This window comes from Massilia cellulosiltytica, from assembly GCF_047325105.1.
GTDB lineage: Bacteria > Pseudomonadota > Gammaproteobacteria > Burkholderiales > Burkholderiaceae_D > Telluria > Telluria orientalis.
In genome coordinates this window covers 2,890,943-2,917,629 of sequence record NZ_CP168562.1, presented here as the reverse complement: position 1 = coordinate 2,917,629, position 26,687 = coordinate 2,890,943, and the positions used below count along the sequence as shown (strand labels likewise).

Genomic DNA, 26,687 nt, shown 5'->3' with positions numbered 1-26,687 from the left:
CGCCGGGTGGGCCGGCGTCACGCGAAGCCGCACTCCAGGCGCGCGACCAGGTCGGGCAGCGGCAACGGCCGGCAATACAAGTAGCCCTGCATGCACGGGCGCCCGTTCTCGCCGAGGAAGCGCGCCTGCGCCTCCGTCTCGATGCCTTCCGCGACGACGCGCAGGCCCAGGTGGTCGGCCATCGCGAGGATGGTCTGCACGATCGCCGTGCCGTTGGCGTCGTGCGGCGTGTCGCGCATGAAGCTCTTGTCGATCTTCAGTTCGTACAGCGGCATCTTCTTCAGGTAGCCAAGGCTCGAATAGCCGGTGCCGAAATCGTCGATCGAGAAGCGGATGCCCAGCGCGGCCAGTTCGCGCATCTTGGCCGTGATGACGTCGAAGTCTTCGACGAGCAGCCCTTCCGTCACCTCGAACACGAACGCGTGCGGCGTCACGCCCGAGTCCTCGAACGCGGCGCGCACCTGGGCGACGAATTCGGGCTGGCGGAACTGGCGCGGGCTGACGTTGATCGACAACTGCAGCGGATGCCCGGCCGCCTCCAGCGCCAGGCGCGCCTCGCAGGCCTGGCGCAGCACCCACAGGCCGAGGGGGACGATCATTCCGGTCGTTTCCGCCACGGGGATGAACACGTCGGGCGGGACGAACTTGCCGTCGGCGCGGCGCCAGCGCATCAGCATCTCGGCGCCCACCGGCTGGCCCGCATGGTCGACCTGCAGCTGCAGGTGCATGGACAGTTCGCCGTTGTCGAGCGCCGCGGAGAGGTCGCGGCCCAGCGTCAGCTGGCGTTCGGCCGCGGCCAGCATCGGCGTCTCGAACACGGCCACGCCGTTGCGGCCGGCCGCCTTGGCGTGGTACATGGCGAGGTCCGCATCGCGCAGCAGGTCGGCGACGGACTGGCCGGGACGCGTGGGCAGCGCGACGCCGATGCTGGCCGTCGAATGGTAATTCTGGTCGTCGATGACGACGTCGTCGGCCAGCGCGACGCGGATCTTGTCCGACACCGACAGCGCCGCGGCCGTGGCGGCGGCGGGATCGGTGCCGAGGCCGTCGAGCAGCACGACGAATTCGTCGCCACCCAGGCGCGCCACCGTGTCGCCCTTGCGCACGACCTGGCCCAGGCTCTTCGCCGTGTGCTTGAGCAGCGCGTCGCCCGTCGCATGGCCGCGCGCGTCGTTCACGTGCTTGAAGTTGTCCAGGTCGATGTACAGCACGGCGCCGAGCCCGCGGCCCGCGTTGGCCGATGCCACCATGGCGTCCAGCCGCTCCGTCATCAGGCGCCGGTTGGGCAGGCCCGTGAGGACGTCGTAGTACGCGAGGCGATGGATCGCGTCGGCCGAATGGCGACGCTCCGTGATGTCGCGGCCGACAACGACCCAGTGGCTGATCCGGCCCGCGTCGTCCGTGAACGGCATGAGTTCCATCTCGACCCAATAGGGGTCGCCGGACTTGGTGTAGTTGACCAGTTCCGCCGTCGCGGGCTGGCCGGTGCGCATGGACTCCACGATGCGTTCGACGACGGCCGGATCCGTGCCCGGCCCATGCAGCACGCGCATGCTGCGGCCGACGATGTCGGCGTCGCTGTAGCCGGTGCGGCGCTGGAACGCTTCGTTGCTGAAGATGATGGGCTGGTCGCGGTCCGGCGTGTCGACGGCGCGCGCGATCAGCACCATGTCGTTCAGGCGCGCCAGCGCGGCCGACGTCAGGCGCAGTTCGGCGTTCACCGCCTGCAGCGCATCCTTCCCGCTCTCCAGCGATTTGGCGAAGCCGCGCACCTCGTCCAGCGAACGCGATAACCCCTTGAGCAAGGTGCTGCACGTGAGCGTCAGCAGCGCGCCCACGCACGTGAAGTTCAGCGCAACGAGGAGCGACACGACCAATGGGTCATGCCCCATGTCGACGACCGAGGCCTGGAAATGCCCGATACCGATGACGAGGATGACGGCGCTGGCCGCGAGTGCCGCCAGCGCGGGTGCGGTACCGAGCAGGATCGCCGCCATCACGGGCGGCGCCATCAGGTAGTTCTGGCTGACCGGTCCCACCTTCAGCATCAGGCAGATGGCCACCATGTAGATGATGGCGAGGAAGTTCAGCACGCGGAAGGTGTACGGCAGGCGCTTCAGGCGCCACAGGACGAACAGCCAGCCCAGCGCGGCGCCGTCCATCGCGGCCACGGTCCATACGCCCTGGCGCAGCACGACGAACGCGCTGGGGATGGCCGCGATGGTGCCCAGGACGAGCACTATCGACAACAGGCGCGAGAAGATCCGCGCGCGCCATTGTGCGATATCGTCAAACCCTAGCATCAAATGGTATCCTCGCGGCGCAGCCGGAAAGGTCCGGCCTGGTCAATGTTCTTGTAAGGCAACATTGTAAGGCCCGGACCGCTAACTGTCACGCGGGAGACTATCAGGTGTTGCTGACTTGTGACTGACAGTTCAGCAACTACGGCCCGGCCTGACCCTTTACCGCGTCGCCGGACACCCCGCCGTGGACGGCACGCAACACCTCGAGCCGCACCGGTTCCAGCGCATTGGCGGGATCGCCGTCCGTCGTGACGGCGAGCGCGATCGTATTGTCGCCCTGCGGGTCGAGGATACCCGGCGGGATCACGAACACCCGTTGCGGCCCGACGTGCGCGATGAATTGCCCGACATTCCAGCCGTTGACGAAGACGAGCGCGCGGTTCTCGCGTCCGGAGCGCGGGCGCGTGGTGTCGCCGAACGCGAGGCCCAGCTGGACGTCGTGCCCGCGCGGCAGGTCCAGCTTCACCTGCGTGCGCAGCCAGTACGTGCCCGGGGCCGGCGGCGCGTCGCCCGGCCGCGCGGGCGTCCATCCCTGCCCCGGCACGCCCGGCAGGTGCCAGCCGGCCCGTTCGCCGTACAGGCCACCGTCGTTGTAAGGACCGCGCACGCGGTCGGCGATGTCCTCGCCGCCCTGGTTGCCCTGGATGCGCCAGCGGATCGGCACGGCGAACCGGCGACCGCCCCTGGACGTCAGCGACGCCGCGATCAGGCCGCGCGCCTCGCGGTGGGCATCGTCCGCCATCAGGTCCCAGTTGTGCGAATCGTTGCGGACCATGACCGCGACGACGTGCGGCCCCGGCGCGAGCTTGCCGAGGTCGAAGCGCACGGTGTCGGTCGTCTCCGGGAACGAGCGGCCCGTGTCCAGCTCGTGCTGGCCCAGGAAGCGGCCGTCGACCCACGCCTGCAGCATGCCCGCGCCACCGCCGCCATAGAAGAGTTCCAGCCGGTTCGCGGCGCTGTCGCTCGTGTCGAAGCGGCCGCGGTACCACACGTCGCCATGATGGAAACCGTAGTCGCTCATCGCGAGCGTGGGCTGGCCGCGCTCCGGCAACGTCCACGTCTGCGCGGCCGACGGCCGGTGGTCGGCCTGCACCCAGGCGCCATCGTCGAAGCCGGGCTGCGCCTCCGGACTGTCCATGCGCCGGGTCCAGGCCGCGGTGCGGAGGTCCGGGACGGAAACGGGCGCCGGGCCGGCGAGCGGCTCCATGCTGCGCAGGCTGCCGTCCGGCTGGCGTGCCGTCGCGAGGGCGGCGCCGTTGAACGAGACGTGGGCGATGTCCGCCCCCCAGATCTCGAGCGGACTGGCGGCCGCCGTATCGCCCGTCAGGTGCAGCCGGCCGCCCTCGATGCGCGCGGTGCGCACGAGCGCAGGCGTCAGTTCGAGGACGCTGCCGGCCGGCGTCTCCTGCATCCAGAAACGCTGCGACGTGCCCTCGTCCGCGATCAGCAGCAACAGCGGCGCGCGTCCGCCGCCCGTGATGCGTACCCGCGCCAGGCCGGTGTGCGCATACGCGAGCTTCAGGTCGCCGCGCGCGGCGTCGAACGCCGTGCGCACGTCGCCCGCCAATACTTCGACCTTCGGTGCGGATGCATAACGGAGCACGGTCTCGCCATTCTCGCCATCGCGGCCGTGCAGCAGCACGACGTCGCGCGCCCCGTCGCGCAACTGCGCCTGCAGTTCGGACGTGGCATACACGAGGTGCTGGCGCTCCAGCGCGTAATCGGCCAGCAGCATCTTCGCGTCCTGGCCGTTCAGGCGCGCGGCGATCGTGTACGTGCCGTCGCGCGTGGCGACGTCGAACGAGAACGCATCGTCCGTCAGCAGGTCGGACGGACCGTGCACGGCAAACAGCACGTGCGTGCCGAGTTCCGTGTTGACGTTGTGGTAGAGCCGCACGCGCGGATTCGTCGTGCGGATCTCCGGTCCCTTGTCCATGTGCGCGAGCACCGGCGCGGCCGCCTGCACGAACATGCCCTGCTGCTTCAGCGCCAGCGCCTTCGGCCGCAGGCCGCGGTCTTCCGCGATCGGGGCGCCGTAATCGTACGACGTGTACACGATGGGCCCCGGCAGCCAGCCCCACGACGTGCCGCCGAACGCCATGTAGATGTTGTGGAGCGTGATGCGGTTCATCAGGTTCGTCCCGTAGAACACGCGCTGGTAGCCCTTGCCCTGGCGTTCGGCCGTGCACGCGTACGTGCCGTTGGAACCCCAGTAGTCGAACCAGCCCGCCCCGATCTCCGCCACGAAGCCGGGCGTGCCGGGGGAGCTGAGCGCGCCCGCCTTCGGTCCCGGCGTCGCGTAGATGCCCCAGTCCGGCGCCCTGTTCGGGCCGGCCGGATTCGCGTGGACATCGCAGGCGCCGCCCGGATAGCCGTCGAACGCGTACAGGTCCACCGGTCCCGGATTCGCCCACGGCGCGGACGATGCCGCCGGCGTCCAGTCCGGGAGCCGGCCCGCCGCGTTGTGGAACAACGGCACCGTGATGCCGTCCGCGCGCGCCTTCGCGGCGAGGTGCGCCATCTGGCGTACGTGCTTCGGCTCCACCTTGCCCAGTTCATTCTCGAGCTGGTAGGCGATCACCGTGCCGCCGCCCGTCGTCGCCTGGTGGCGCGCGATGATGGCGTCGATCTGCGTCATCCATTCGTCGACGGCCGCCAGGTAGGCCGGATCGTCCGTACGCGCCTCCGCCCGGTTGCGGAACATCCAGCCGGGGAAACCGCCGCCGGACAACTCCGCATTGACGTACGGCCCCATGCGCGCGATCACGTACATGCCCTCTTCTTCCGCGATCTCGAGCGCCCGCTCGACGTTGCGCACGCCGGAAAAATCGTAGACGCCCGGCGCCGGCGAGTGATAGCCCCAGTCGAAGTAGAACGACACGCCGTTGAATCCCACCGCCTTCATCTTCTGGATCACGTCGCGCCACTGCGCGGGATCCGGCAGCCGGAACGGGTGGATCTCGCCGGACCACACGACGATCCGCTTGCCGCCGACCGTCAGCGAGTACGGGTCCCAGCCGACCTGCCGCGGCTTGCCGCGCGGACGGACGGCGGCGGCGACATCCTGCGCCCGGTCGGCCAGCACGTCCGGCGCGGCCATGCCGGCCGCCACGCCCGCCAGCGGACGTTTCGCCGACCACGTCTTCATCCCATCGGCGCTGTCGGCCTGCCACGCATGGCCCGCCGCGTCGGCGAACACCGCGCGCCAGCTGCCGTCCTGCCGGCGCGCGAGACCGACGCCGGGTGCCGCCCGGCCAAGCGCATCGAGCGTCCGTTCGACGGTCCACGGTCCCGCCAGGTCGCGGGCCCGCGCCAGTTCCAGGGCCCCGTCCGCGCGCCGGCGCGCCCGCGCCCCGGAACCGTCGCCAGCCGCGCCGACGGCCGCCTGCTCGGTCTTGTCCTGCAGGCCCGTCAACGCAAGCGGCGCCGGCGCGGCCTCCGGCGCCAGCAGCGCGGGCCCGCGCGGCAGCGCGACGACGAGTTTCAAGCTGCCGTCGCGCGCGCGCACCCAGCGCGGCGCGCGCGCGGGGCCGGGCATCGGCATGGTGCGTTCGAACGTCCAGTGTTTCAGGTCGCGCGAGCGCGCGAGGCCGATCTCGTTGCCGGCCCCCGCCACGTACGCCACCCGGTACTGGCCGTCGTGACGCACGAGCGCCGGCTCGCGCAACATGCCGCGCGGCGGCGCATACGCTTCCGACGCCTGCGTGACGAAGGTCGTGCCGTCGTCCGAACGAAAGATGCTCAGGCGGTCCGGCAGGCCAGGCGCCACGGCGGCCATGAGCCATGTCGTGTCGGCCCGGTTTGCCCGGTCCCCGGTGCGGGCCGCCGTATCCGACGCCTGCGGAATGCCCAGCTCCTGCGCGACCGCGGGCGCGCAGGCGAGGACGGCGGCGGCGAGCACCGCGTACAGACGGCGGCCGCTCATGCCCGCACGTCCGCGCGGTTGTCGAAGCCTTGCACGTGCTCGGTCACGACCGGCGTCCCGCGCACCGTGCGCACGGCCACGTCGCGCAGGCGCACGTCGCGCACCGGCAGTTCCGCCTCGCCCTTCACGAGGCAGACGAAGCCCGCATCCTCGACGCGGATGCCGGCCACGAACAGGCCTTCGATCGGCGTGAGGCGGCGCTCGAGCGTGGGCACCAGCGTCTTCCACTGGTACAGCACGTCCGTCTCGACCGCGAGCACGCCGCCCTTGATGCGGGTGGCGCTCACGTTCGTCATGTGGATGTTGCGGACAAAGCCGCCGCGCCGTTCGTTCGTCTTCACGTACAGCAGGTTGTTGATGGTGCTGGGCGCAGAGGAATCCGCGTGGTCGACATGGCAGTCGTCGACGAACACGTTCTCCACCCCGCCCGACAGCTCGCTGCCGATCGCCATCAGCTGGTGACCGTTCTTGATGCGGCAGCGGCGCATGACGATGTTGCGCGACGGGGCGTTGAGGCGCCACGCGTCGCGGTCGCGCCCCGACTTCACGGACACGGCATCGTCGCCCTGGTCGAACGTGCAACGGTCGATCAGCACGTTCCGGCTCATCTCCGGATCGACGCCGTCGTTGTTGTGGCCGTGCGCGGCGATGTCGACCCGGCGGATCACGACGTCGCGGCACAGGTAGGGATGCAGCACCCAGAACGGGCTGTCGACGATGTGGATGTCTTCCACGAGCACGTGGCGGCAGCGGTTGAACTGGATGAAGTGCGGACGCAGGTTGGCCTGGCCCGCCGTCATGTCGCGCCGCTCCACCGGCACGCCGTCGCGGCAGGCCATGTTGTACAACGCGACCAGCGCATCCATGTGCGCCTGCGGCCGCGCATACCATTGCTTCCACACGTCCAGCCGCGCGCGCAAGGTGCCGCGGCCCGTGATGGCCACGTTCTCGCAATCGTAGGCATACACGAGCGGCGAATAGTTCATGCATTCGAGCCCCTCCCAGCTCGTGGACACGGCCGGCAGGTAGTCGCGCGGGTCGGGCGAGAAGAGGAGTGTCGCGCCGTCTTCCACGTGCAGCGCGACGTGGCTCTTCAGGTGGATGGGGCCCGTCGGCCACGTCCCCGCCGGCACCACGACGACACCGCCGCCGGCCGCATGCGCCGCCGCGATGGCGCGCGCGAGCGCGGTGCCGGTCGCTGCCTGGTCGTCGTGCGCGGCGCCGTACGTCACGATGTCGAAGCGGGGCGCGCCCGAGAAATCGGGCACGGCGATGGCGGGCATCGCGAACGGCGCGTCCACCCGGACGTCGGACCGCGGCAGCGTGCCAGCGGATCTCGGCAGGAAGGCCTGGCAGCCGGCCAGCACGGGCATGGCAACGCCGGCGCGCAGCAGCGCGCGCCGTGAGAGGGAACTGGGCACTGAACGTCTCCTTTGATTGTGCACCGCGCACGCGGTGAGCGCATATTGTGCCGCCTGCGCGGGCACCGTTGTCGATTCGCCATGCAAGCGCTCAACAACGTGATTATTACCGCGATCGGACCGGAGTGACGGTTCGTTCGCGCATGCTTGGCGCTACCATGCCCCCGTCAATATGACCGCATGAGTCATCGATAACGACATGGAGACTACAACGATGCGTTTCACCGCAACCCCTCGGAACATTCATCCTCTTTCACCCCGCAGCCGCATCAGTATCGGCGTCCTGGCGATGCTCGCTTCGCTGCATGCACAAGGCCAGGAGACGGCCGCCGCGGCCGATGCGGCGCCTGTCGCCACGACCGCCGCCGACGGCAAATCTCCCGACAGCGTCGTGGTCGTGACGGGCTTTCGCGCGAGCCTGAACAGCGCGCTGAACACGAAGAAGAACAGCGACGGCATCGTCGACGTGATCAAGGCCGAGGACATCGCCAAGTTCCCCGACGCGAACCTCGCGGAATCGCTGCAGCGCGTGCCCGGCGTGGCACTGGCGCGCGGCGACGGCGGCGAAGGCAAGCAGATCACCGTGCGCGGCCTGAACGCGGGCTTTACGCGCGTGCGCATCAACGGCATCGAGGGCGTGGCGGCGACGGGCGCCTCGGACATCAACGGCAGCACGAACCGCGGCCGCGGCTTCGACTTCTCCGTGTTCGCCTCGGAGCTGTTCAACAGCCTGGAAGTGCGCAAGACGTCGGAAGCGGACATCGAGGAAGGGTCGCTGGGCGCCACCGTCGACCTGCGCACGGCGCGGCCGTTCGATTTCAAGGGCCGCACATTCAGCATCGGCGGCCAGGAAAGCCACAACTCCCTGAGCGGGAAGACGCAGCCGCGCGTGACGGCGCTGCTGTCGGACCGCTGGGACACGGGCTACGGCAAGGTCGGCGCCCTGCTCTCGGCCGCGTACTCGAAACGGCGCGCGACGGAAGAAGGCTACGAGGCGGTGGAACTGCTCAGCGCCAGCAACGACGGCGGCTTCTGCTCGCCCGTCGGCGTCTCGCCGCAGGTCCCGGGCAACGATGCGGTCAAGGGGATCACGGCCACCACCTGCGGCACCGGCATGCCGCGCACGACCGATCCGGCCGCGTACAACAGCGTCATGGGCCGCAAGGACAATTACGGCGGCACGGTCGCGAATCCGGCCGCCGGCTCGGGCGCGTTCGCGCCGCGCATCCCGCGCTACCGCCGCTCGCAGACCGACTACGAGCGCACCGGCATCACCAACTCCTACCAGTGGCGCAATGCGGACAGCGAACTGAATCTGGACCTCATGTACGGCAAGTTCGCCAATAAACGCTACGACAACTACATCGAGGCGATCTCGTTCGGCCGCAATCTGGGTTCGAACGGCAAGCCGCAGACGTCGATCCTGGACACGCACTTCGACCAGAGCGGCAGCTGGGACTACGGCAAGTTCAACGGCGTGGACGTGCGCACCGAAGGCCTGCTGGACGTGTACACGACCAAGTTCCGCCAGCACGTGCTGTCCGGCAGCCACAGGTTCAGCGACACGGTGAAGGCCGACTTCATGGCCGGTAACTCGAACTCGAACCTGAACGAGCCGATGCGCGCCACCGTGCAGTTCGACGCGCCGAACGTGAACGGCTTCTCGTGGGACTTCCGCGACAACCGCAACGTCCCGACGCTCAACTTCGGCATCGACGTGAGCAATCCGGCCAACTTCCAGTTCGCCCCGCAGGATGCCGCCGGCAACGTGCGCGGCATGTTCGTCGGCCGCTACCTGGACACGACGAACAAGCTGCAGACCCAGGCCGCCAACGTGCACTGGGAGATCAACGACCACCTGACGAGCCACTTCGGCATCTCGGCCCGCAAGAACATCTGGACCAACTACGAGGTCGGCAACAGCGCGAATGCGGTCGCGCTGCCGGCCGGCGTGTCGATGGCCGACATCTCGCGCCAGATCAGCGGCTTCGGTTCCGGCCTGGGCGGCACCGGCGTGCCGGGGTCGTGGGCGGCCGTCGACCTGCAGAAGTTCCTCGGCGTCGTCAACACGGAATGCCACTGCGACGCCGTGCCGGGATCGCAATACAACTACCTCGCGCAGACCAACCGCCGCGTGGAAGAGAAGATCAATGCGCTGTACGGCATGGTCGACTTCAATTACGACCTGTTCGGCGTGACGTGGCGCGGCAACGCGGGCGTGCGCGGCGCCGAGACGACGGCCACCTCGATGGCGATGATCAACGTGCAGGGCCAGCTGCAGCCGAATACGGGCACGAAGAAATACCGCGACTGGCTGCCCGCCTTCAACCTGACGGCGCAGCTGCCGAAGGACGTGTTCCTGCGCTTCTCGGCCGGCAAGACGCTGTCGCGGCCCGAGTACACGGACCTCGCGCCGAATGCGACCGTGTCGCCGATCTCGCAGTCGGTCTCGATCGGCAACCCGAACCTGGACCCGATCCGCGCCAACACCTACGACCTGCAGGCCGAGTGGTATTACGCGAAGAACGCGATGGTCTCGCTCGGGCACTTCCGCAAGGACATCAAGAGCTTCATCCAGAGCGTCAACGAGCGCGTGCCGTACAACACGCTCGGGCTGCCGAACGAACTCCTGATCCTGAACGGCTGCTCGCTGACGGGCGCCCCGATCTGCCAGACCTTGCCCACGACGGAAGTCAACGTGAGCCGCAAGGTCAACACGGCCGGTGGCCCGCTGAAAGGCTGGGAATTCAACCTGCAGGCGCCGTTCAGCTTCCTGCCCGGCTTCTGGAGCAATTTCGGCCTGCTCGCCAACGCGACGCGCGTGAAGTCGCGCATCACGTACATCACCCGCGTCGACAACCCGGCCACGCCGGCGAACGAGCAGCTGACGCAGGTCGCGGACTTCACGGGCCTGTCGCCGCGCACCCACAACCTCACCCTGTACTACGAGGATGCGAAGTTCAGCGCGCGCGTGTCGGCCGCGCACCGCTCCAGCTATATCTATGCCGTGCTGGGCGACGTGGCGGGCCACGACTACACGATGGTCGACGGCTCCACCAACATCGACATGAGCCTCTCGTACAACATCACGCCGCAACTGCGCGTGTCGCTGGAAGGCCAGAACCTGAACGACACGCCGCTGCGCTACGGCCGCGACACGCAGCGCAACGACACGCTGCTGTACGTGCACTCGGGCCGTTCGTTCGTGCTGGGACTGAACTACAAGTACTGACGATGCGCGTGTGAGAAAGTGCGATCCTCGGGGCGCGGCGATCTGGTATGCTTTCCGTTTCACTGCCAGTCCGCCGCGCCATGTCCTTTTTCGCACGTTACGCACGCTTCCTGTCACCGGCCTGCATGCTCTTCCTCGCCGCCGCGCGCATCGTGGACGCGGTGCGCTCGGGCGCGACCGCCGACTGGCTCGCGGGCGTCGGCTTCGCCGGCGTGGCCGTCATGCTCCACCTGACCCTCGGCGCGGCGCACCGCAAGCGTCTCGCGGATGCCCGCCAGGACGGCAGCGCCTGAATCGTGCAAGGAGGCCCCATGTACACCCTGTCCCGCGTCACCCCCATCCTGCGCATCTTCGACGAAGCGAAGGCGCGCGAATTCTATATCGACTTCCTCGGCTTCAAACTCGACTGGGAACACCGCTTCGAAGGCGGCGACTTCCCCGTCTACATGCAGGTGTCGCTGGGCGACTGCGTGCTGCACCTGTCCGAGCACTACGGCGACGGCAGCCCCGGCGCGTCGATCCGCATCGCCGTGCGCGACCTCGACGGCTACCAGGCCACGCTGCTCGCGAAATCGTTCAAGTATTCGCGCCCGCACATCCAGACGATGCCGTGGGGGACCCGCGAGATGACGATCCGCGATCCGTCGCACAACCGGCTGTCGTTCGAGGAGCCGGTTGCGGAAGCCGACGCGTCGTAACGCTGCGCGTCACGCCTGGCCGTCGACGGCAGCCGGCACCTCGCCTTCCTGACGTCCCTTTACAGTCACCCCGGCACCACCCCGTCGATGCCGACGATGCCCCGCTGCGCGGCGACGACGACGGCCTGCAGCCGCGCCGACACGCCCAGCTTGCCCATCAGGTTGCGCAAATGCCAACGCACGGTGCCGACGCCGATGCCCAGGTCGCGCGCGATCTGCTTGTCGCAGCGGCCGCCGGCCAACAGGCGCAACACGTCGGTCTCGCGGTTCGTCAGGTGCTCGCGGCACCCGCCGGTCTCCAGGTGCTTGGTCACGCCCGGGCTGTAATGCCGGTCGCCGGTCAGGATGCGCCGCACGGCGTACCGCAGGTCCGCCGGATCGGCGTCTTCGAGCAGGTAGCCCGCCACGGCGGCCGCGCAGGCGCGCAGCACGTCCGCCTCCTTGTCGCGGTGCGTGACGATGAGGACCTGGCGGCCGCGCGCGAGGGCGAGGCCTGTGTCGTAGTCGGCGATGACGAGGTCCGCGCCGGCCGCCGCGCCGGGTTCGGCGTCATGCGTCGTCACCCGCCAGTCGGGGTCGTGCAGCGACGCCGCGAGGCCGGCCGTCATCAGCGGCCGCGCGTGCATCACGTGGATCTTGCTGCCATTCTGCATGCGCGTCAGCCGAAACGCACGTCGCTGACGGCGATGGACACGACCAGCGGATCCGTCGCATGGCCGCCGTCCGGGTTGCGCACGTGGATCAGGTGCCGGGTCGGCAGCGCAATGCCGTCGACCGTCGTGTAGTCCGAAAAATAGTGCACGGCCGGGGTGCCGCCGTTGATGTCGACGTCGTAGTCGTGGCGGCGCAGCCTGTAGTCGGCGCCGACGTAGAACGTCTGCACGCGGCTGTGCGTGGCGATCGTGTCCGGGTAGGTGACGCGCAGGCGGTGCCAGCGCTCGCCGTTTTCTTCCCACGCCGGCAGTTCTTCGAAGCCGAAGCCGGGTTCCGCGAACGCGAACGGCAAGGTGAGGTAGTTCCACATCGCATAGCCGACGAAATAGGCCAGTTGCAGGTCCGACCGTGGCGTCTCGAGGCCGAAGCCGGCGAACGAGGCGCGCGGATCGTCGAGCAGCTCGACGACCTGGCCGTCCACCGTCTCGATGACGGCCCGCCGCGGCGTCACGGCCGTGCGGCGGTCCGCGGCGCCGAACGGCGCATGCGATGTCCGCTGTTGCTTGAGGTCGATCTGGACGTCGACTTCGTCCAGCTTGCCGCCATGTCCTTTCAGCGGCCACAGGATGCCTCCCTGGCTCAGGTGGGCCGACAGGCGGCCGTGAGATTGCCAGCGGGCCAGGCCGCCGTGGGCTTCGAGAATCTGTTCGATCAGCGTGTTCATTGTTGTTTCCTTGTTGGGTTGGTTCAGGGCGCGTCCGGACACGGCAGCCCCGCGTCCGCCCAGGCGACGAGGGCTTTCACGAAATCGTCGTGCGACAGCGCGGGCGTGGTGCGGCCGCCGCCGGGCTGCCACGCCCACAGCACGAGCGGGTCGGACCGCATGTGTTCCACCACCTCGCGCGGCGTCTTGCGGTTGCCGTTGCGGGCCGGATCGCGCATCTGCAGGCAGACCGCCTTCTTGTCCAGTCCCTGCCACGTCATGCTGCGCGGCGCCAGGTGCCAGTCCTTCACGCCGGGCACGCGCCCGTCCGCGGAATTCGCCGCCTGGTGGCAGGCCTGGCAGCGCAGCGCGGCCGAGCCGTGGCCATCCGCCCCGCGTACCACCTGCTGCGCGTGGATGACGCCCCGGTCTTTCTGGCGGGGCGCATCGGCCAGGTGGCAGTTGATGCAACGGGGGCCCATCACGACGCTCGCCACGGGGTCGAACAGGGCGGCGTCGCCAGCCTGCGCGAACAGGGGCACGAGCAACAGCGCCAACAGCTTACGCATCGCCTGCCGCCTGGTGGATCGCGAGCCGGATGCGCTGGTACGTGCCGCAGCGGCAGATATTGCCCGACATGGCCTGGTCGATGTCCGTGTCGGTCGGCTTCGGGATCGCTTTCAGCAGCGCGGCGGCGGCCATGATCTGGCCGGACTGGCAGTAACCGCACTGCGGCACGTCCAGCGCGGCCCAGGCCTTCTGCACGCGCTGGCCGACTGGTGTGGCGCCGATCGCTTCGATGGTCGTGATCCTGTGCCCGGCCGCAGCCGAGATCGGGGTCACGCAGGCGCGCACGGGCTGGCCGTCCAGGTGCACGGTGCAGGCGCCGCACAGCGCCATGCCGCAGCCGAACTTGGTGCCGTTCAGGTGCAGTTCGTCGCGCAGCACCCACAGCAGGGGCGTATCCGGTTCGGCCGTGACGGCCTGCCGTTTGCCGTTGATGGTCAATGTGGTCATGTTCTTCCTCTCTTCAGGCGGTGGGCAGGGTTGCGCCGATCGGCAGCTTGCGGATGCGGCGGCCGGACAGTGCGTACACGGCGTTGGCCAGCGCCGGCATCAGCGCGGCCGTTCCCGGCTCGCCCATGCCGCCGGGCGCGTAGGTGCTGGCGACGATGTGCGTCTCGACCTTCGGCGCCTCGTGCATCCTCAGGACGCGGTAATCGTGAAAATTGCTCTGTTCGACGCGGCCGTCGCGGAAGGTGATGTCGCCGTACAGCGCGCCGCTGATGCCGAACACGATGGCGCTTTCGACCTGCGCGCGCACGGTGTCGGGATTCACCACGGCGCCGCAATCGACGGCGCAGACGACGCGCGGCACGCGGATCTCGTTCTCCGGGCCGGCCACCGCGTCCACGACGAGCGCCATGTAGGTGCCGAACGCGAACTGCACGGACAGCCCGCGCCCGGCGTCGCCCGCGCGCGGCCCTTGCCAGCCGGCCTTTTGCGCCACCAGTTCCAGCACGCGGCGGGCGCGCGGGTCGTTGCCGAGCAGGTCGAGGCGGTAGCGCAGCGGGTCGGCGCCGGCGGCGGCCGCCAGTTCGTCGATGAAGCTCTCCACCACGAACACGTTGTGCGTGGGGCCGACGCCGCGCCAGAACGCGGTCGGGATGTTCCGCGGTTCGTGGCGCACGTACGAGACGCCGATCGCGGGGAAGGCATACGGCGGCGCCTCGGCCCCGTCCATCGTCTCGTGGTCGAAACCGTTCTGGAACGCGGGCGGCATGAAGCGGCCCAGCACGGACGATCCCGTGACGTGGTGCGTCCACGCGACGACCTTGCCCTGCGCATCCAGGCCCGCGCGCACGCGGTCGTAGAAATACGGGCGGTACATGTCGTGCTGGATGTCCTGTTCGCGGCTCCACACGACCTTGACCGGGTGCGGCACCTCGCGCGCGATCCGCACCGCGCGCTCGACGCCGTCGATCTCCAGCCGCCGCCCGAAGCCGCCGCCCAGCAGGTGGTTATGCACCGTCACGCGCTCCTCGGGCAGGCCGGTGACCCTGGCCGCGACGGCGCGCGCACGGGTGATGACCTGCGTGCCGGTCCAGATCTCGCAGCTGTCCGGCTTCACGTGCACGGTGCAGTTCATCGGCTCCATCGCGGCGTGCGCGAGGAACGGCAGTTCATAGGTCGCCTCGATCACGCGGGCGGCCTTGCCCAGCGCGGCCTCCGGGTCGCCTTCCGAGCGCACCTTCGCGCCGGCACCCCGGGCCGCCCTGGCCATGTCGGCCACGATGTCCTGCGTCGCCAGGCCGGCGTTCGGGCCGTCGTCCCAGCGCGGCGCCAGCGCGGCGATGCCCTTGTTGGCGGCCCCCATGTTCTCGGCGACGACGGCCACGCAATCGTCCAGCTTCACGACCTGGCGCACGCCGCGGATGCGCAGCGCGGCTGCGTCGTCCGCGCCGGCCAGGCGGCCGCCGAACACGGGCGAGATGGCCAGCGCCGCCACCTTCATGCCGGGGACGACGGCGTCGATGCCGTAGCGCGCCGACCCATCCAGCTTGCCGGCCGTGTCGAGGCGTTTCGCCGGCGTGCCGATCAGGCGGAACGCGTCCGCCGTTTTCAGGACGACGTCCGCATCCGTCGGCAGCGGCAGCTTCGCGGCGGCGTCGACCAGCTGGCCGTAGCGCAGCCTGCGCCCGCTGGGCACGTGCAGCACGGTGCCCCGCTCGGCGCGGCACGACGCCGGATCGACGTCCCAGCGGCCGGCCGCCGCGCGCACCAGCAGCACGCGGGCCGTGGCGCCGGCGCGGCGCATGGGTTCCCACGCGGCGCGGATCGTCGTGGAGCCGCCCGTCACCTGGAAGCCGAGGGCCGGGTTCGCGAATTTGGCGTCGTCCGGCGGCGCGTGTTCGAGCACGACGTCCTTCAGGTCGATCTCGAGTTCTTCCGCGATCAGCATCGGAATCGACGTGTACGTGCCCTGGCCCATCTCCACGTAGGGCATGGTCAGGATCACCTTGCCGTCGGGGCGGATACGCACGATGGCGTTGGGGGCCAGGCCGGCGCCGGACGCCAGCGCGGCCGCGCCCGCGAGGGGCAGCGCGAACTGGAGCAGCAGGCCGCCGCCGGCGGCGGCACCGGCTGCGAGGAAGCGGCGCCGGGATAGGGTGGGATGGGACAAGGTCTTCTCCTGTGTACGAGTTACCAATCATTGTAGAAAGGCAAGGACCCTGTCGTGGGCCATCATCGGGGCGATCCGGGCCATCGCCCCCCTGTCTTTGGATAGGGGTCAGTCCGCGCGCCGGCGCAGGTCCTGCGGGGTCCGCCGGTACACGCGCGCGAGCGCCGTCCGCATCCGGTCCGCGCTCGTGAACCCGGCTTCGCGGGCGACCGTGTCCAGCGGCAGCGCGGAGCTCTCCAGCAACATGCGCGCGACTTCGGCGCGCATCGTCTCGATGGCGCGCGCCGGCGACTGTCCCGTCTCCGCGCGGAATATACGGGTGAAGTGGCGCCGGCTCATGTGGACCTGCTCGGCCAGTTCGTCGATCGACAGCGGCAGCCGCAGATTGCGGCGCGCGTAGCCGAGCGCCGTGCGGATGCGGTCCGACTTCGGCCGCATGTCCAGCAGGTTGGACGACTGCGTGTCCGCGCCGCTGCGCCAGTGGTACAGCACGAGCCTGCGCGCCACGGCGAGCGCGACGTCCGCGCCGAGATCGTCCTCCACGAGCGCGAGCGCGAGGTCGATCGACGCCGTCATCCCGGCCGAACTCCAGATCTTGCCGTCGCGGATCCACACGCGGTCCGGGTCCACGCGGATGGCCGGATGGCGTGCCTGCAGGCCCGCCGCGTGCATGGCGCGCACGGCGACAAGGCGCCCGTCCAGCAGCCCGGTCGGCGCCAGCAGCGCCGTGCCGTTGCAGACGGTGCCGACGCGGCGCGCGCCGGTGGCGGCCCGGCGCAGCAGCGCGACCGTGTCGGCGTCCGGGACGATCGGGTCCGCCGCGCCGAACACGAGGACGGTGTCGAACGCGCCGTCGGCGTCGCGCCACGCCTGCGTCTGGAGTGTCGCGCCGGCCGCGCTGCGGACAGGCATGCCGTGCGCGGACACGATGCGCAGGTCGTAGGGCGTGCCGCCATACTCGTCGTTGGCCAGGTCGAATACCGTCATGGCGCCGAGGTCGACGAGCTGGAAGCCGGGGAACAGGAAAAATGCGATCGGTCGGTTCATGGTTCAGGCAGATGATCGCGCACCCGGCGGCGGGCGTTCGGACGAATTTCCCTCGTTGCCGGACATGCGCGCAGCCCGACGGGCAAAGCATTGCCGACCCAATTGCAGGACTCGTTGTCTCCACGCCCGGCGGCACCTGGACACCGTGCAGGCCCGGGCACCGGTACAGTGCCGGCCGCAATCGTCCGACTGTGCCTGTCGACGCCGCCGCGGCTTGCGTAGACTGGGCTCATCCCAACAACGCGAGACCCGCATGGCACGCCACCCGTTCAAGACCGTCGACGTCTTCACCGCCACCCCGTTCCTGGGCAATCCGCTCGCCGTCGTGTTCGACGCCGACGACCTGTCGGACGCGCAGATGCAACGCATCGCCAACTGGACCAACCTGTCCGAAACGACGTTCGTGCTGCGCCCGACGCAGAGCCGCGCCGACTACCGCGTGCGCATCTTCACGCCCGGCGCCGAACTGCCGTTCGCCGGCCACCCGACGATCGGGACCGCGCACGCGCTGCTGGAAGCCGGCCAGGTCGCGCCGCGCGACGGCGTCCTGGTGCAGGAATGCGCGCGGGGGCTGGTCCGGCTGGACGTGACGCACGCAGGCGACGGCGCGCGCTGGATCGCGTTCGAACTGCCGGCGACGGCGATCACGCCGCTGGATGCGGCGCAGGCGGACGAGGTGGCGCGCATCCTCGGCACGCCGCTGGCCGGCAGCGCCCCGCCCTGCCTCGTGGATGCCGGGACGCGGTGGATCGTCGCGCAGCTGCCGGACGCCCGCGCCGTGCTGGCCGCGACGCCCGACCTGGCCCGCATGAAGGCGCACGATGCCGCAACCGGCAACACGGGCGTGATTGTCTTCGGCCCGCATCCCGACGGCGCCGCCGCGCGCATCGAGGTCCGCGCCTTCGCTCCCGCGCACGGCGTGGACGAAGACCCGGTCTGCGGCAGCGGCAACGGGTCCATCGCCGCGTATTTGCGGCACACGGGCCAGGCCGACGCGTTCGGCCGGGACTTCCTGTCCAGCCAGGGTGCGGCCGTGGGCCGGGCCGGGATCCTGCGCCTGGAAATCGCCGACGATGCGATCCGGGTGGGCGGCAACGCCGTCACCTGCGTCGACGGCCACCTGGCGTCCTGAGGCCTTGATCGAACCGCCGCGTCGGGCTACGCTGGCGGTTTCGAACACGGCACGGAGGACGCGCATGGCAACGGACAGGAGCTTCATCGACTACGTCGCGGAAGTGGTGGGCTTGGGGGCGCGGCTGACGCACCGGAAGATGTTCGGCGAATACGCCCTGTACGTCGACGACAAGGTGGTCGCCTTCGCCTGCGACGGCAGCCTGTTCGTCAAGCCGTCCGACGCCGCCGCACGGCTCGCGCCCGACCTGCCGCAAGGGCCGCCCTACCCGGGCGCCAAGGACTATCCCATCGCGGACGAATTGCTGGACGACCCGGAGGCGCTGCGCCGCCTGCTGCTCGAGACGGCGGCGATCATGCCGCCGCCGAAGCCGAAGAAGCCGGCCGCACCGCGGGCAAAACGGGGAGCGGGCTGATCGCGCGATAGCACCGTCTGGCGCCCGGATACCGCCGTTCGTCGCAAACGGCGGGCCGGCCTCGTGCCGCTTGCGCTATCGTCCTCCGCACTCCTCAACCGGCTTTCGGAACAACCATGAACACGATCCGCGTCATCCTGTGCGCCACGGCCGTCCTTGCGGCGACCACCCTTGCCCATGCCGGCCCCGCCGGCGAAACCCGTCGGAGCTCGACCATCTCGATCGACGCCCATGAAGGCGATGGCCCCGAACGTTTCGGTCCGCGCCAGCAGCCCGCGTCGGGGAATCCTTATGTCCAGTCGACGAGCCGGTGGACCGAATTGATGTTGAAGGACGATACGGTGGTCATGCAGCTCACCGATTACGGCATGAAGCAGATTGGGGAGCCGCAGGACGATCACGACAAGGACGAAGGCTTCCTGGGCAAGATGCTGAAGACGATGGCGCTCAGCGGCGTCAGGCAGTTTCTCGACCACAGCCTGGCGCTGGCGCTGGCCGACATGCGCTCCGCACTGGTTCGGCGCGGCGAAGTCGTTCTCGTCACGTGCCAGGGCAAGGAAGTGTTCAACAAGGTCAAGATCAACGACCAGGTACAAACCTATCCGCAGGATAAAGCGGAAGAGTTCGTCAAGGACATCAACCGGCAGCGGGAAAAGTTTCCCGCATGCGGTTCCTAGGCCCGGCGCCGCGAGCGTGTAGCGTACACGCGCGCATAACCGTCGACGACGTGCGCCGGCAGCATGGTCGCGATGCCGTGCAGGATGAGCGGCAGCAGCACGAACTCGTCGATCGTGCCGAGCACGGGCACCGCGACATTCAACGGCTCCGCCGCGAACAAGGCCAGGCCGGCCAGTGCCGGCACCAGCCACCCGGGGCGATGTTCGTGCCGGACGGCGTACCACAGCAGGCGCAGGTCCTGGCCGGCGACGGTGCGCCACAGTGCGATGATGCGTTTCAAGGCGGCCTCCATGGCTACGCACGTTACGGTAATCCGTACATGGGTCGTGCTGGGCCCGAACGCAATAGGCCACCGAAAAAATCGCTGCGAACCGCCCGCTCCTCAGCTCGCTGAAGTGTCGGCGTCCTTGTTCGAGTCGAGTCCCCAGTCCTGCCAGTCGTCGCCGAATAATTCGACCGGGTGCTGCGTGCGCACCGAACCGTTTCCGCATGCGAGTGAATCTGCAGGGCAATATTTGTCGCATCCCCAGCAAACGCGTTCCGGGTGTATCGGATAGATGGGAAATTTTTTTGCCATGCATCGAGTATGGTGATTTGGATCGTGATTTTCCTTAATCTAGGTCAACTCGTTCCGAAACCAAACAGGGTCGCTCGATCGATGCCGGTCGTGACCATTCGTGACTTTTTCGTTTCAGGAAGCTGCTATGCTCGGCTGGCCATGATCTTTACAACCCTGGAGCCAAATTGCGAAACGTCATCCGTGCCATCTTCCTCGCCCTACTTGTATCCGGCCCGAGCGCATTCGCCGCCGATTCAACGAAAGAACTGGACTGGTCCTCGGTTAACCTGGAAGGCGCCCGCCTGCAATTAGTCAGTCCGAAGGACAAGGACCGCTCTCTGGAACTGTATTTTGGAAAAAACGGCAACCTGGTGACGACCAGCTGCATCAAGGACACCTGTACTGGCCCGTTGCTGGTCTGGAAAATCGAAAATAACCGCCTCAAGACGGGCTTTGCACCGACGGAAGGCGACGCGCTGATCAAGGTCACCGGCAACCGGCTCACTCTGCGGGAGGCGTCCGGAAAGATCGTCGTGTATGACATCAAGGGCAGGCATTGATCCTGCGCTCCGGCAGACGCCAGGGTCGACATGCGAATCTTCTCTACCCCGCTTTCCCGTGGAATGGTACTGCTCCTGATGTTGAATGCCATTCCCACCTACGAAACGATGTTCGACAGCTACCGCCCTTCCTGGACTGCCCTCGGCAGGGACGATCTGGAAGACAGGACCGGCACCTTCGTGCGGCTGAAAGAGGACGTCGTGTTCGCCATCAACCTCGACAGCTTTGACGTCCACTTCAAGGAGCGTTGGCACCGCCTGCGGATCGGCTACCCGTTCAGTCCCATCACAATCGACTTCGAGCAAAGAAAGAAGCAGGTCCAGGGACGTATCGAGACGAACTGGCTGTTCATGCGGCTTGGGATCACCGGCATCCTGTGGGCCTTGTTGGAGTCGTGTCTATCGCTCATGAAACGTGAGCGCCGTGTCATCCGCGACGATGCCGCCACGCGTGGCCTGAACAACGCCTTCATGCACGGCGTCGCGGCATATTCCGCGTTCGCGTCGGCGCCGCTCTTCCATGGCAGCCTGACCTGGCTGGTGGCCGCGATGGTCTGCGTGTACGCGGGCTGGCACCAGCGGGCGTACCTGGCCGCGTTCCTCGGTGGGATTGTCGTGGCCGTCGTCGGCTGGACCACCATCGGCGTCTTGCGTTCGCCCGACGTCGGCGCACATACCTTCCTGGTAGTCCCGCTCGGGTTGCTGGTCTTCCTGCCGCCGGCACTTGCGGCTTATGTCGTTGGCCGGGTCGCCTTCATGATCGTGCGTCGACACAGCGGCCGCATGCGACGTGACGCTTGACCCATGCACCGATCCGGCGCCGTCACCGTCCCGCCCGATAGCTGCAGGTCTTCAAGGAACCGTGCGCAGGATCCCCGAACGTGGCGTTCGAGCACGTCACCGGACCGGTCAACACCTTGGTCACGTTTTTGGTTTCGGTACCGTAACGCACCCGATTGGTACCGCTGAGCAGGCAGATGGCGCCCTCGCCCGCACACGGCGTCCAGGCGCTCGCCGCGGCGGTTTTCGCCAACGCGGCCGGCGCCGCCGTGGTGACGTCGGCATAGCTGCAGCTCTTGGCCAGGCCGCGCGCCGGGTCGCCGAACACGGCCGTCGTGCAGGGTGTCGATGCGGTCACGATCTTCGACGTGTACACGCCCCCACTGCCGAAACGCACTTCACGCGTGCCGCTGAAGCGGCAGACCTTGCTCTCCGCAGCGCATTCCGTCCAGGCGACCGCTGTCGCACGCGCCGAAGCGCCCGCTACCTCGTAGGCGCCGAGGTCCAGCGCGCCGGACGCGGGGCGCCCTTCGCCCGATGCGACGTCCTTGTACTGCCCCGTCGGCGCCAACGCCACGCCGGCGGCCGACTTGCCCGGGTCGGTGCCCGCGCCGATCACGAGCGCGCTGGCAAAGCGCCGCAAGCTGCCGGTCGAACGATCGGCGAAGTCTGCCGCGAAAGCGCGGTAATTGTTCTTCAGTACTGCGCTGGACTGCGTACTGAGTGTGCCGTTGCCGACGAAGATGTTGTTCTGGATGAGCGCGGGCGTCGATACCTTGCCGCTGACGAACAGGAACGTCCCGCCGGCGAAGTCGTTCACCACGGTGTTATTGACGAAGTACAGGTCCTGGCCCGGATTGGTCGCGCCTTCCTCCCCGTACGCCACGATGGCCGGATTCTGGTTGGCCGCCGGTTGCTGGATGACGTTGCCGATGACGTAGGATGTGCCCGCGTTCGGGAGGTCGATCTCGTAGCTCGGCTGGCCCGAGGCCGTGCTGCCCTTGTCGCCCGGATTCGTGCTCGAGAAGCGGTTGTAGACGATCGTGTTCGTCATCGCGCGCGACTTCAGGTTGTGGCCGACGTTCGCATCGTGCGAATAGTTGTAGCGGAAGGTCAGGCTCCTGGCCTTGCCGATGTACAGGTTGTGGGTCTGGCCATCGCCGAAGCCGTTGTGACCGAACTCGGTGTATTCGATGAGGATGTCGCTGTTCTCGTTGTGGCCGCTGAGAATGCCGTTCTCGTTATCGTGCAGGAAGCTGTGACGCAATGTGAAATTGGTGCCCTCCAGGCGCAGCGCCGCACCGTTCTGGTCGGCGACCTTCGCGCCCGTCATCTCGACGTTGTCGACGACGATGTCGTTGCCGGTCACGACCCACGTACCCTTGCCGCCGTTTTCCTTGCCGGCAGCATCGATCCGGGGACGGCCGTTCACGCCGCGGATGGTCAGGCCGTTGCGGGCGATCTTGCAGGCGTCGCCCTTGTACGTGGTGCCGCCTTCGATCTCGATGGTGTCGCCGTCCCGGGCGGCGGCGACGGCGGCACACGGTGCGGAAAACGCCTTGCCCGGTCCGACGGACAAGGTGGCGGCGGAAGCGCTGGCGCTGACGGCCGCAGCCAGCAACATGGCGAAGATCGAGTTGGGAACGATATGCATGAGGCGAGCTTAACACGGCATGGTGTCGAATATGATTACCGAACCCTGTGACAATCCACGCATTTCGCGGCCAGGCTTTCCGATAATCTGCTCAGCCAGGAGGAAAGAATTGAAAAGAAACCTGTTCATCCTGTCGATCTTGCTGTCGCTGGGGCTGGCCGGCACCGTCGTTGCCCTGCCGGACCTCTTCCGGGCCGACCTGTCCGTCGACGGCACGACGCGCGCACAAACGATCGATACGCTGGTCGCCCGGCTCGACCAGCACTACGTGTTCCACGATAAGGCAAAGCAGATCGAAATGTTGCTGCGACAGCGCCAAGATGACGGCGCGTACGGCGCCATCACAAGCGGCGAGCAGTTTGCCGCGCAGCTCACGGCCGATATGGCGTCCGTAGCCCACGACCTGCACATGAAGGTGAAGTTCAGCCCGAAGCGGTTGCGTCCCGGCGTCGAGCCGGATGTCATGCCAAGGGCGGCGTCCGGCGCCGCCCGGGGCCAGCATGACGGTGTCGAGAACGTCGACCACCTGAGTCCCGCCATCGGCTATCTGCGGATATCGTCATTCCCATCCCGTGCCGCGGTGGCTGGAGCGTACGCGTCCGCGCTGGACAAGCTGTCCGATACCGATGCGCTCATCGTCGACGTGCGCGACAACAGCGGCGGCGACCCGGCATCGGTGGCGCTGCTGATCAGCTATTTCGTCGACCGCCCCACGCGCCTGAACGACGTCTGGTCGCGCGATTCCGGGCGGACGACGCAGACCTGGACCGAAGGCGCACTCGACGGCAGACGCTATGGCGGCACGAAGCCTGTCGCGATCCTGGCCGGCCCGGGGACGGCGTCCGCCGGCGAAGATTTCACCTATACGATGCAGGCGCTGAAACGCGCCACCGTGATCGGGGCACGGACGTGGGGCGGTGCCCATCCGATAGCGTTGTATCGCCTCGGCGACCATTTTTTTGCCGCCATCCCGCATAGCCGCACCATCAGCCCGATTACCCGCACGAACTGGGAAGGCTCGGGGGTCATGCCGGATGTCGGCGCGCCGCCCGCCGCTGCGCTCGCGGTAGCGCAAGACATGCTGCGGAGGCAGCTGGACGCGGTCCCGTCTCCATGAAAAAACGCATCGGTCCCGGGCTGTACGCGTCGGCGCTGGCCATTCCCGTCCGCGGATGACGTACGCCGGCAAATGCCTGCCCCTTGTCGCCAGGACAACATTGACCGTACACTGCAGGATGACATCGACTGCCGTCGGTATCGTCATCGAACCGCTCCGGCCCGAAACTGGGATTCACGATCGGCGAGCCCTGTACGATCGAGCGCGTCAAGGTGTTGCTGCGCAATGAAGCCGAGGGCTACGTGCACGAAGAAACGGTCGATGTCGACCCCACCATTCAAGACCAGCTGACGAATGACATCCTTTAGCCCTCTGCTGCGCACCGCTGTCGCAGCGCTCGTGTTCTTCGGCCTCGACCGCCTCTCCAAGATCGTCATCGTCGAGCGGCTCGACCTCGCATCCCTCCACAAGATCCCCGCCTGGCCCCCATACCTCAATTTCGTGATGGCCTGGAACAAGGGCGTGAACTTCGGCTTGCTGAACGGGTTCGACGCGCGCTGGCTGCTGGTAGCGATCAGTATCGTCGCGTCCATCGCGCTGGCATTCTGGGTACGCAACAAGTCGGGCTGGCCGTTGCTGTTGGCGTCCGGCGCCATCATCGGCGGTGCGCTCGGCAATGCCTACGACCGGATCGTGTACGGCGCGGTGGCCGACTACATCAACGTGAGCTGCTGCGCGATCGACAACCCGTATTCCTTCAACGTCGCCGACGTGTGGATTTTCGGCGGCGCGATGTTCCTCGTCCTGGCGAGCGGCTCCACCAGGCACGGGAAAGTTTAGTTATCGATATCATCTGCCGCGCAAGCTGTGCTAGGATGCGTGCTCGTTCATTATCCGACCACGAGCCGCCATGCACCTGACACGCCGTTTCTTCGCCGTTCTCGTACCTACTCTATCGCTCGCGCTGGCCGCCCAGGCGGCCGCGCCGGAGACGGGCCGGCCCATCGCTTCCCGCTTCAATGCGGACCCGTCGCCGCACGTCTTCCCCGCCGCGAAGGGCGACAAGTTCTACCTGTACGCGACCGACGACGCGTCGAACACCGGCAAGTACTGGGATTCCGTCACGTGGCGCCTGTACACGTCGCCCGACATGAAGACGTGGCGCGACGCCGGCGTGCCGCTGGCCGTCACGGTGTTCAAATGGGCGCGGCCGGATGCGAAGGCATGGGCGCCGGAAGCGGCCTACCGCAACGGCAAGTACTATTTCTATGCGCCCGTCGGCGGCGACAAGATCGGCGTGGCCGTCTCGGACCGCCCGGACGGCGGCTTCGTCGATGCACGCAAGGATCCGCTCGTCGACCGGGAGCGCGACGTGAACGCGGGCGACGAGCCGATCGATCCGGCCGTCTTCATCGACAAGGACGGCCAGGCATACATGTACTTCGGCACGCGCGTGCCGAAGGTCGTCAAGCTGAAGCCGGACATGATCTCGCTGGACGGCCCGATCCGCATCGTGAAGATCGACGGCCTGTCTGCCTCCGACACAAAGAAGAAATATGGCGAGGCACCGTTCATGCACGAGCATAACGGCGTGTACTATTTCACGTTCTCGTCCGGCTGGCCCGGCCAGATCCTGTACGCGACCGCGAGCTCGCCGATGGGTCCCTTCACGTACCGCGGTGTCGTGATCGACTACCTGAAGATCTCGACGAACCACCAGGCCATCCTCGAACACGACGGCAAGAGCTGGGTGTTCTACCACGACGCCCTGCTGCCGGGCGGCGGCGGCTACCGCCGTTCGATCGCCATCGCGCCGCTCGAATACGGCGCGGATGGCTCGATCAGGCAGGTCGCCGTGAAGCCGGGCCAGCCGAACGACTGACCCGGGATCTCGTCCTCAAGCCGCCGTCTTGCCCGACAGGCGCTTGAGGCGTTCCAGCGCGCTCTCGCCGGCCGTTTCCGGCTGGCTGACGGACTTGCGGATCGCATCCAGTTCCGCCTGCTGGTCCAGCGGCTTCTGGCCGATGTCGGCGACGATGCGCAGGCCCGACGCTTCGTTCGTCACGGCCTGGGCGCGGCGGGTCAGCGCCGACAGCGCCGTCGAGTTGCCGCGCATGCTCGTGAGACCATTCAGCTGCTCCTGGCGCTCGATGCGCAGCTGCTGCAACTCTTTCTGCGCATTGGCGGCCGCCAGCGCCTGCATCGCCTTCTTGGCCTGGGCGTCGAATTCGGCCAGCTGCTTCGACAGCGCATCGACGATCTTCTGCAGCTCGTCCATGTAGGCCTTCGCATCCGCCTCTTCCTGGATTTCCTGCGGCAGGCGGGCCTTGTTCGCTTCCAGCTCGTCGCAGAACATGGTCACGGTCGCTTCCGAGATCGTGCCGGCAGCCAGGCGTTCGGCCAGCTTCTCGGCGGCGCGTTCGTCGTTGGCGATCAGGTTCTGCAGGTTCACCACGTCGCCACGCTCCTTGTCGAACGACGCGCGCGACGTCGCCAGCAGTTGCGCCGTCTCGCGCAGCGTGGCGACCAGGCGGTCGCGGTCGGCCTCGGTCGCGGTTTCGGGGTCGAAGTTGGCGATGGCCTCGGCGATGCGGTTGCCCAGTGCGCCGAAATGCTTCGTGACCAGGCGTGCGGTCAGGCCCCATCCACTAGCGTTGCTCATTGTTGTTCCTTTCTGCGGTGAAG

Annotated in this window: 24 protein-coding genes; 11 read left to right on the top strand and 13 right to left on the bottom strand. The window is 68.0% G+C overall.

Going from position 1 to position 26,687, the window contains the following annotated elements; genetic code table 11:
- Positions 1 to 17: 17 nt before the first annotated feature.
- The 3 genes from ACEN9H_RS12775 to ACEN9H_RS12765 form a co-directional block, all read right to left on the bottom strand.
- A complete protein-coding gene (locus tag ACEN9H_RS12775) occupies positions 18 to 2,303 on the bottom strand; it encodes a putative bifunctional diguanylate cyclase/phosphodiesterase (RefSeq protein WP_413675046.1) in 2,286 nt (761 codons plus the stop codon).
- A gap of 139 nt (positions 2,304 to 2,442) precedes the next feature.
- Positions 2,443 to 6,228 (bottom strand): beta-galactosidase, encoded by a 3,786-nt coding sequence (locus tag ACEN9H_RS12770; RefSeq protein ID WP_413675045.1) that lies wholly within the window; start codon positions 6,226 to 6,228, stop codon positions 2,443 to 2,445.
- Positions 6,225 to 7,649: a glycoside hydrolase family 28 protein gene (locus ACEN9H_RS12765; protein WP_413675044.1), complete on the bottom strand. Its 1,425-nt coding sequence runs from the start codon at positions 7,647 to 7,649 to the stop codon at positions 6,225 to 6,227. The genes ACEN9H_RS12770 and ACEN9H_RS12765 overlap by 4 nt, the downstream gene beginning before the upstream one ends.
- Positions 7,650 to 7,938: 289 nt before the next feature.
- On the opposite strand from ACEN9H_RS12765, the gene ACEN9H_RS12760 reads away from it, so the two are divergent.
- The 3 genes from ACEN9H_RS12760 to ACEN9H_RS12750 all read left to right on the top strand — a co-directional run bounded on the left by ACEN9H_RS12760 (position 7,939) and on the right by ACEN9H_RS12750 (position 11,579).
- Positions 7,939 to 10,881: a TonB-dependent receptor gene (locus tag ACEN9H_RS12760; protein ID WP_413675043.1), complete on the top strand. Its 2,943-nt coding sequence runs from the start codon at positions 7,939 to 7,941 to the stop codon at positions 10,879 to 10,881.
- 80 nt (positions 10,882 to 10,961) lie between these two features.
- Positions 10,962 to 11,174, top strand: a complete 213-nt coding sequence (locus ACEN9H_RS12755; RefSeq protein ID WP_413675042.1) for a hypothetical protein — start codon at positions 10,962 to 10,964, stop codon at positions 11,172 to 11,174.
- Positions 11,175 to 11,192: 18 nt separating this feature from the next.
- Complete coding sequence (locus tag ACEN9H_RS12750) at positions 11,193 to 11,579, top strand: glyoxalase superfamily protein (protein ID WP_056125505.1); 387 nt, start codon at positions 11,193 to 11,195, stop codon at positions 11,577 to 11,579.
- A 65-nt stretch (positions 11,580 to 11,644) separates the two neighbouring features.
- Here ACEN9H_RS12750 and ACEN9H_RS12745 read toward each other — a convergent pair whose 3' ends face one another.
- From ACEN9H_RS12745 to ACEN9H_RS12720, 6 genes are all read right to left on the bottom strand, one after another.
- Positions 11,645 to 12,232: a LuxR C-terminal-related transcriptional regulator gene (locus ACEN9H_RS12745; protein ID WP_413675041.1), complete on the bottom strand. Its 588-nt coding sequence runs from the start codon at positions 12,230 to 12,232 to the stop codon at positions 11,645 to 11,647.
- Between the two features lie 5 nt (positions 12,233 to 12,237).
- Positions 12,238 to 12,957, bottom strand: a complete 720-nt coding sequence (locus ACEN9H_RS12740) for a hypothetical protein (RefSeq protein WP_413675040.1) — start codon at positions 12,955 to 12,957, stop codon at positions 12,238 to 12,240.
- Between the two features lie 23 nt (positions 12,958 to 12,980).
- Positions 12,981 to 13,505, bottom strand: coding sequence for a hypothetical protein (locus ACEN9H_RS12735; protein ID WP_413675039.1), 525 nt, complete (start codon positions 13,503 to 13,505; stop codon positions 12,981 to 12,983).
- Positions 13,498 to 13,953 carry a (2Fe-2S)-binding protein gene (locus ACEN9H_RS12730; RefSeq protein ID WP_413675038.1) on the bottom strand — a complete coding sequence of 152 codons (456 nt, stop codon included), beginning with the start codon at positions 13,951 to 13,953 and terminating at the stop codon, positions 13,498 to 13,500. The genes ACEN9H_RS12735 and ACEN9H_RS12730 overlap by 8 nt, the downstream gene beginning before the upstream one ends.
- Positions 13,954 to 13,966: 13 nt before the next feature.
- Entirely contained in the window at positions 13,967 to 16,120 is a 2,154-nt protein-coding gene (locus ACEN9H_RS12725; RefSeq protein WP_413675037.1) for a molybdopterin cofactor-binding domain-containing protein, read from the bottom strand.
- Between the two features lie 108 nt (positions 16,121 to 16,228).
- Positions 16,229 to 17,167 carry a GlxA family transcriptional regulator gene (locus ACEN9H_RS12720; protein WP_413675036.1) on the bottom strand — a complete coding sequence of 313 codons (939 nt, stop codon included), beginning with the start codon at positions 17,165 to 17,167 and terminating at the stop codon, positions 16,229 to 16,231.
- Positions 17,168 to 17,420: 253 nt separating this feature from the next.
- On the opposite strand from ACEN9H_RS12720, the gene ACEN9H_RS12715 reads away from it, so the two are divergent.
- The 3 genes from ACEN9H_RS12715 to ACEN9H_RS12705 all read left to right on the top strand — a co-directional run bounded on the left by ACEN9H_RS12715 (position 17,421) and on the right by ACEN9H_RS12705 (position 19,391).
- Complete coding sequence (locus ACEN9H_RS12715; protein ID WP_413675035.1) at positions 17,421 to 18,299, top strand: PhzF family phenazine biosynthesis protein; 879 nt, start codon at positions 17,421 to 17,423, stop codon at positions 18,297 to 18,299.
- Positions 18,300 to 18,363: 64 nt separating this feature from the next.
- On the top strand, positions 18,364 to 18,714 hold the full coding sequence (locus ACEN9H_RS12710; RefSeq protein WP_413675034.1) for a TfoX/Sxy family protein: 351 nt from the start codon (positions 18,364 to 18,366) through the stop codon (positions 18,712 to 18,714).
- A 116-nt stretch (positions 18,715 to 18,830) separates the two neighbouring features.
- Positions 18,831 to 19,391, top strand: a complete 561-nt coding sequence (locus ACEN9H_RS12705; RefSeq protein WP_413675033.1) for a hypothetical protein — start codon at positions 18,831 to 18,833, stop codon at positions 19,389 to 19,391.
- Here ACEN9H_RS12705 and ACEN9H_RS12700 read toward each other — a convergent pair.
- Positions 19,388 to 19,672 carry a hypothetical protein gene (locus tag ACEN9H_RS12700; protein ID WP_413675032.1) on the bottom strand — a complete coding sequence of 95 codons (285 nt, stop codon included), beginning with the start codon at positions 19,670 to 19,672 and terminating at the stop codon, positions 19,388 to 19,390. The two genes, ACEN9H_RS12705 and ACEN9H_RS12700, sit on opposite strands and share 4 nt — an antisense overlap.
- Before the next feature lie 102 nt (positions 19,673 to 19,774).
- Complete coding sequence (locus tag ACEN9H_RS12695) at positions 19,775 to 19,969, bottom strand: DUF3079 domain-containing protein (RefSeq protein ID WP_082577503.1); 195 nt, start codon at positions 19,967 to 19,969, stop codon at positions 19,775 to 19,777.
- A gap of 167 nt (positions 19,970 to 20,136) precedes the next feature.
- On the opposite strand from ACEN9H_RS12695, the gene ACEN9H_RS12690 reads away from it, so the two are divergent.
- Together ACEN9H_RS12690 and ACEN9H_RS12685 are read left to right on the top strand one after the other, a co-directional pair.
- Complete coding sequence (locus ACEN9H_RS12690; RefSeq protein ID WP_413675031.1) at positions 20,137 to 20,511, top strand: hypothetical protein; 375 nt, start codon at positions 20,137 to 20,139, stop codon at positions 20,509 to 20,511.
- A gap of 78 nt (positions 20,512 to 20,589) precedes the next feature.
- Positions 20,590 to 21,312, top strand: a complete 723-nt coding sequence (locus ACEN9H_RS12685) for a hypothetical protein (protein ID WP_413675030.1) — start codon at positions 20,590 to 20,592, stop codon at positions 21,310 to 21,312.
- Positions 21,313 to 21,334: 22 nt separating this feature from the next.
- On the opposite strand, the gene ACEN9H_RS12680 is transcribed toward ACEN9H_RS12685, so the two are convergent.
- On the bottom strand, positions 21,335 to 22,945 hold the full coding sequence (locus tag ACEN9H_RS12680; RefSeq protein ID WP_413675029.1) for a hypothetical protein: 1,611 nt from the start codon (positions 22,943 to 22,945) through the stop codon (positions 21,335 to 21,337).
- Positions 22,946 to 23,054: 109 nt separating this feature from the next.
- On the opposite strand from ACEN9H_RS12680, the gene ACEN9H_RS12675 reads away from it, so the two are divergent.
- The 3 genes from ACEN9H_RS12675 (at position 23,055) to ACEN9H_RS12665 (ending at position 25,884) form a co-directional block, all read left to right on the top strand.
- Positions 23,055 to 24,062 (top strand): S41 family peptidase, encoded by a 1,008-nt coding sequence (locus ACEN9H_RS12675; protein WP_413675028.1) that lies wholly within the window; start codon positions 23,055 to 23,057, stop codon positions 24,060 to 24,062.
- A gap of 294 nt (positions 24,063 to 24,356) precedes the next feature.
- Entirely contained in the window at positions 24,357 to 24,842 is a 486-nt protein-coding gene (lspA, locus tag ACEN9H_RS12670; RefSeq protein WP_413675027.1) for a signal peptidase II, read from the top strand.
- A gap of 70 nt (positions 24,843 to 24,912) precedes the next feature.
- Positions 24,913 to 25,884 (top strand): family 43 glycosylhydrolase, encoded by a 972-nt coding sequence (locus tag ACEN9H_RS12665; RefSeq protein ID WP_413675026.1) that lies wholly within the window; start codon positions 24,913 to 24,915, stop codon positions 25,882 to 25,884.
- A gap of 15 nt (positions 25,885 to 25,899) precedes the next feature.
- Here the strand turns inward: ACEN9H_RS12665 and ACEN9H_RS12660 are convergent, their stop codons facing one another.
- Positions 25,900 to 26,664 carry a hypothetical protein gene (locus ACEN9H_RS12660; RefSeq protein WP_371764607.1) on the bottom strand — a complete coding sequence of 255 codons (765 nt, stop codon included), beginning with the start codon at positions 26,662 to 26,664 and terminating at the stop codon, positions 25,900 to 25,902.
- Between the last annotated feature and the right edge of the window lie 23 nt (positions 26,665 to 26,687).

What these genes read in the sequence shown, in the direction of transcription:
- ACEN9H_RS12685 (WP_413675030.1), top strand. Translation starts at nt 20,590, where the DNA reads ATGTTGAATGCCATTCCCACCTACGAAACGATGTTCGACAGCTACCGC.
- ACEN9H_RS12755 (WP_413675042.1), top strand. Translation starts at nt 10,962, where the DNA reads ATGTCCTTTTTCGCACGTTACGCACGCTTCCTGTCACCGGCCTGCATG.
- ACEN9H_RS12770 (WP_413675045.1), bottom strand. Translation starts at nt 6,228, where the DNA reads ATGAGCGGCCGCCGTCTGTACGCGGTGCTCGCCGCCGCCGTCCTCGCC.
- ACEN9H_RS12760 (WP_413675043.1), top strand. Translation starts at nt 7,939, where the DNA reads ATGCTCGCTTCGCTGCATGCACAAGGCCAGGAGACGGCCGCCGCGGCC.
- ACEN9H_RS12715 (WP_413675035.1), top strand. Translation starts at nt 17,421, where the DNA reads ATGGCACGCCACCCGTTCAAGACCGTCGACGTCTTCACCGCCACCCCG.
- ACEN9H_RS12735 (WP_413675039.1), bottom strand. Translation starts at nt 13,505, where the DNA reads ATGCGTAAGCTGTTGGCGCTGTTGCTCGTGCCCCTGTTCGCGCAGGCT.
- ACEN9H_RS12730 (WP_413675038.1), bottom strand. Translation starts at nt 13,953, where the DNA reads ATGACCACATTGACCATCAACGGCAAACGGCAGGCCGTCACGGCCGAA.
- lspA (WP_413675027.1), top strand. Translation starts at nt 24,357, where the DNA reads ATGACATCCTTTAGCCCTCTGCTGCGCACCGCTGTCGCAGCGCTCGTG.
- ACEN9H_RS12695 (WP_082577503.1), bottom strand. Translation starts at nt 19,969, where the DNA reads ATGGCAAAAAAATTTCCCATCTATCCGATACACCCGGAACGCGTTTGC.
- ACEN9H_RS12750 (WP_056125505.1), top strand. Translation starts at nt 11,193, where the DNA reads ATGTACACCCTGTCCCGCGTCACCCCCATCCTGCGCATCTTCGACGAA.
- ACEN9H_RS12705 (WP_413675033.1), top strand. Translation starts at nt 18,831, where the DNA reads ATGAACACGATCCGCGTCATCCTGTGCGCCACGGCCGTCCTTGCGGCG.
- ACEN9H_RS12710 (WP_413675034.1), top strand. Translation starts at nt 18,364, where the DNA reads ATGGCAACGGACAGGAGCTTCATCGACTACGTCGCGGAAGTGGTGGGC.
- ACEN9H_RS12660 (WP_371764607.1), bottom strand. Translation starts at nt 26,664, where the DNA reads ATGAGCAACGCTAGTGGATGGGGCCTGACCGCACGCCTGGTCACGAAG.
- ACEN9H_RS12720 (WP_413675036.1), bottom strand. Translation starts at nt 17,167, where the DNA reads ATGAACCGACCGATCGCATTTTTCCTGTTCCCCGGCTTCCAGCTCGTC.
- ACEN9H_RS12745 (WP_413675041.1), bottom strand. Translation starts at nt 12,232, where the DNA reads ATGCAGAATGGCAGCAAGATCCACGTGATGCACGCGCGGCCGCTGATG.
- ACEN9H_RS12680 (WP_413675029.1), bottom strand. Translation starts at nt 22,945, where the DNA reads ATGCATATCGTTCCCAACTCGATCTTCGCCATGTTGCTGGCTGCGGCC.
- ACEN9H_RS12665 (WP_413675026.1), top strand. Translation starts at nt 24,913, where the DNA reads ATGCACCTGACACGCCGTTTCTTCGCCGTTCTCGTACCTACTCTATCG.
- ACEN9H_RS12740 (WP_413675040.1), bottom strand. Translation starts at nt 12,957, where the DNA reads ATGAACACGCTGATCGAACAGATTCTCGAAGCCCACGGCGGCCTGGCC.
- ACEN9H_RS12775 (WP_413675046.1), bottom strand. Translation starts at nt 2,303, where the DNA reads ATGCTAGGGTTTGACGATATCGCACAATGGCGCGCGCGGATCTTCTCG.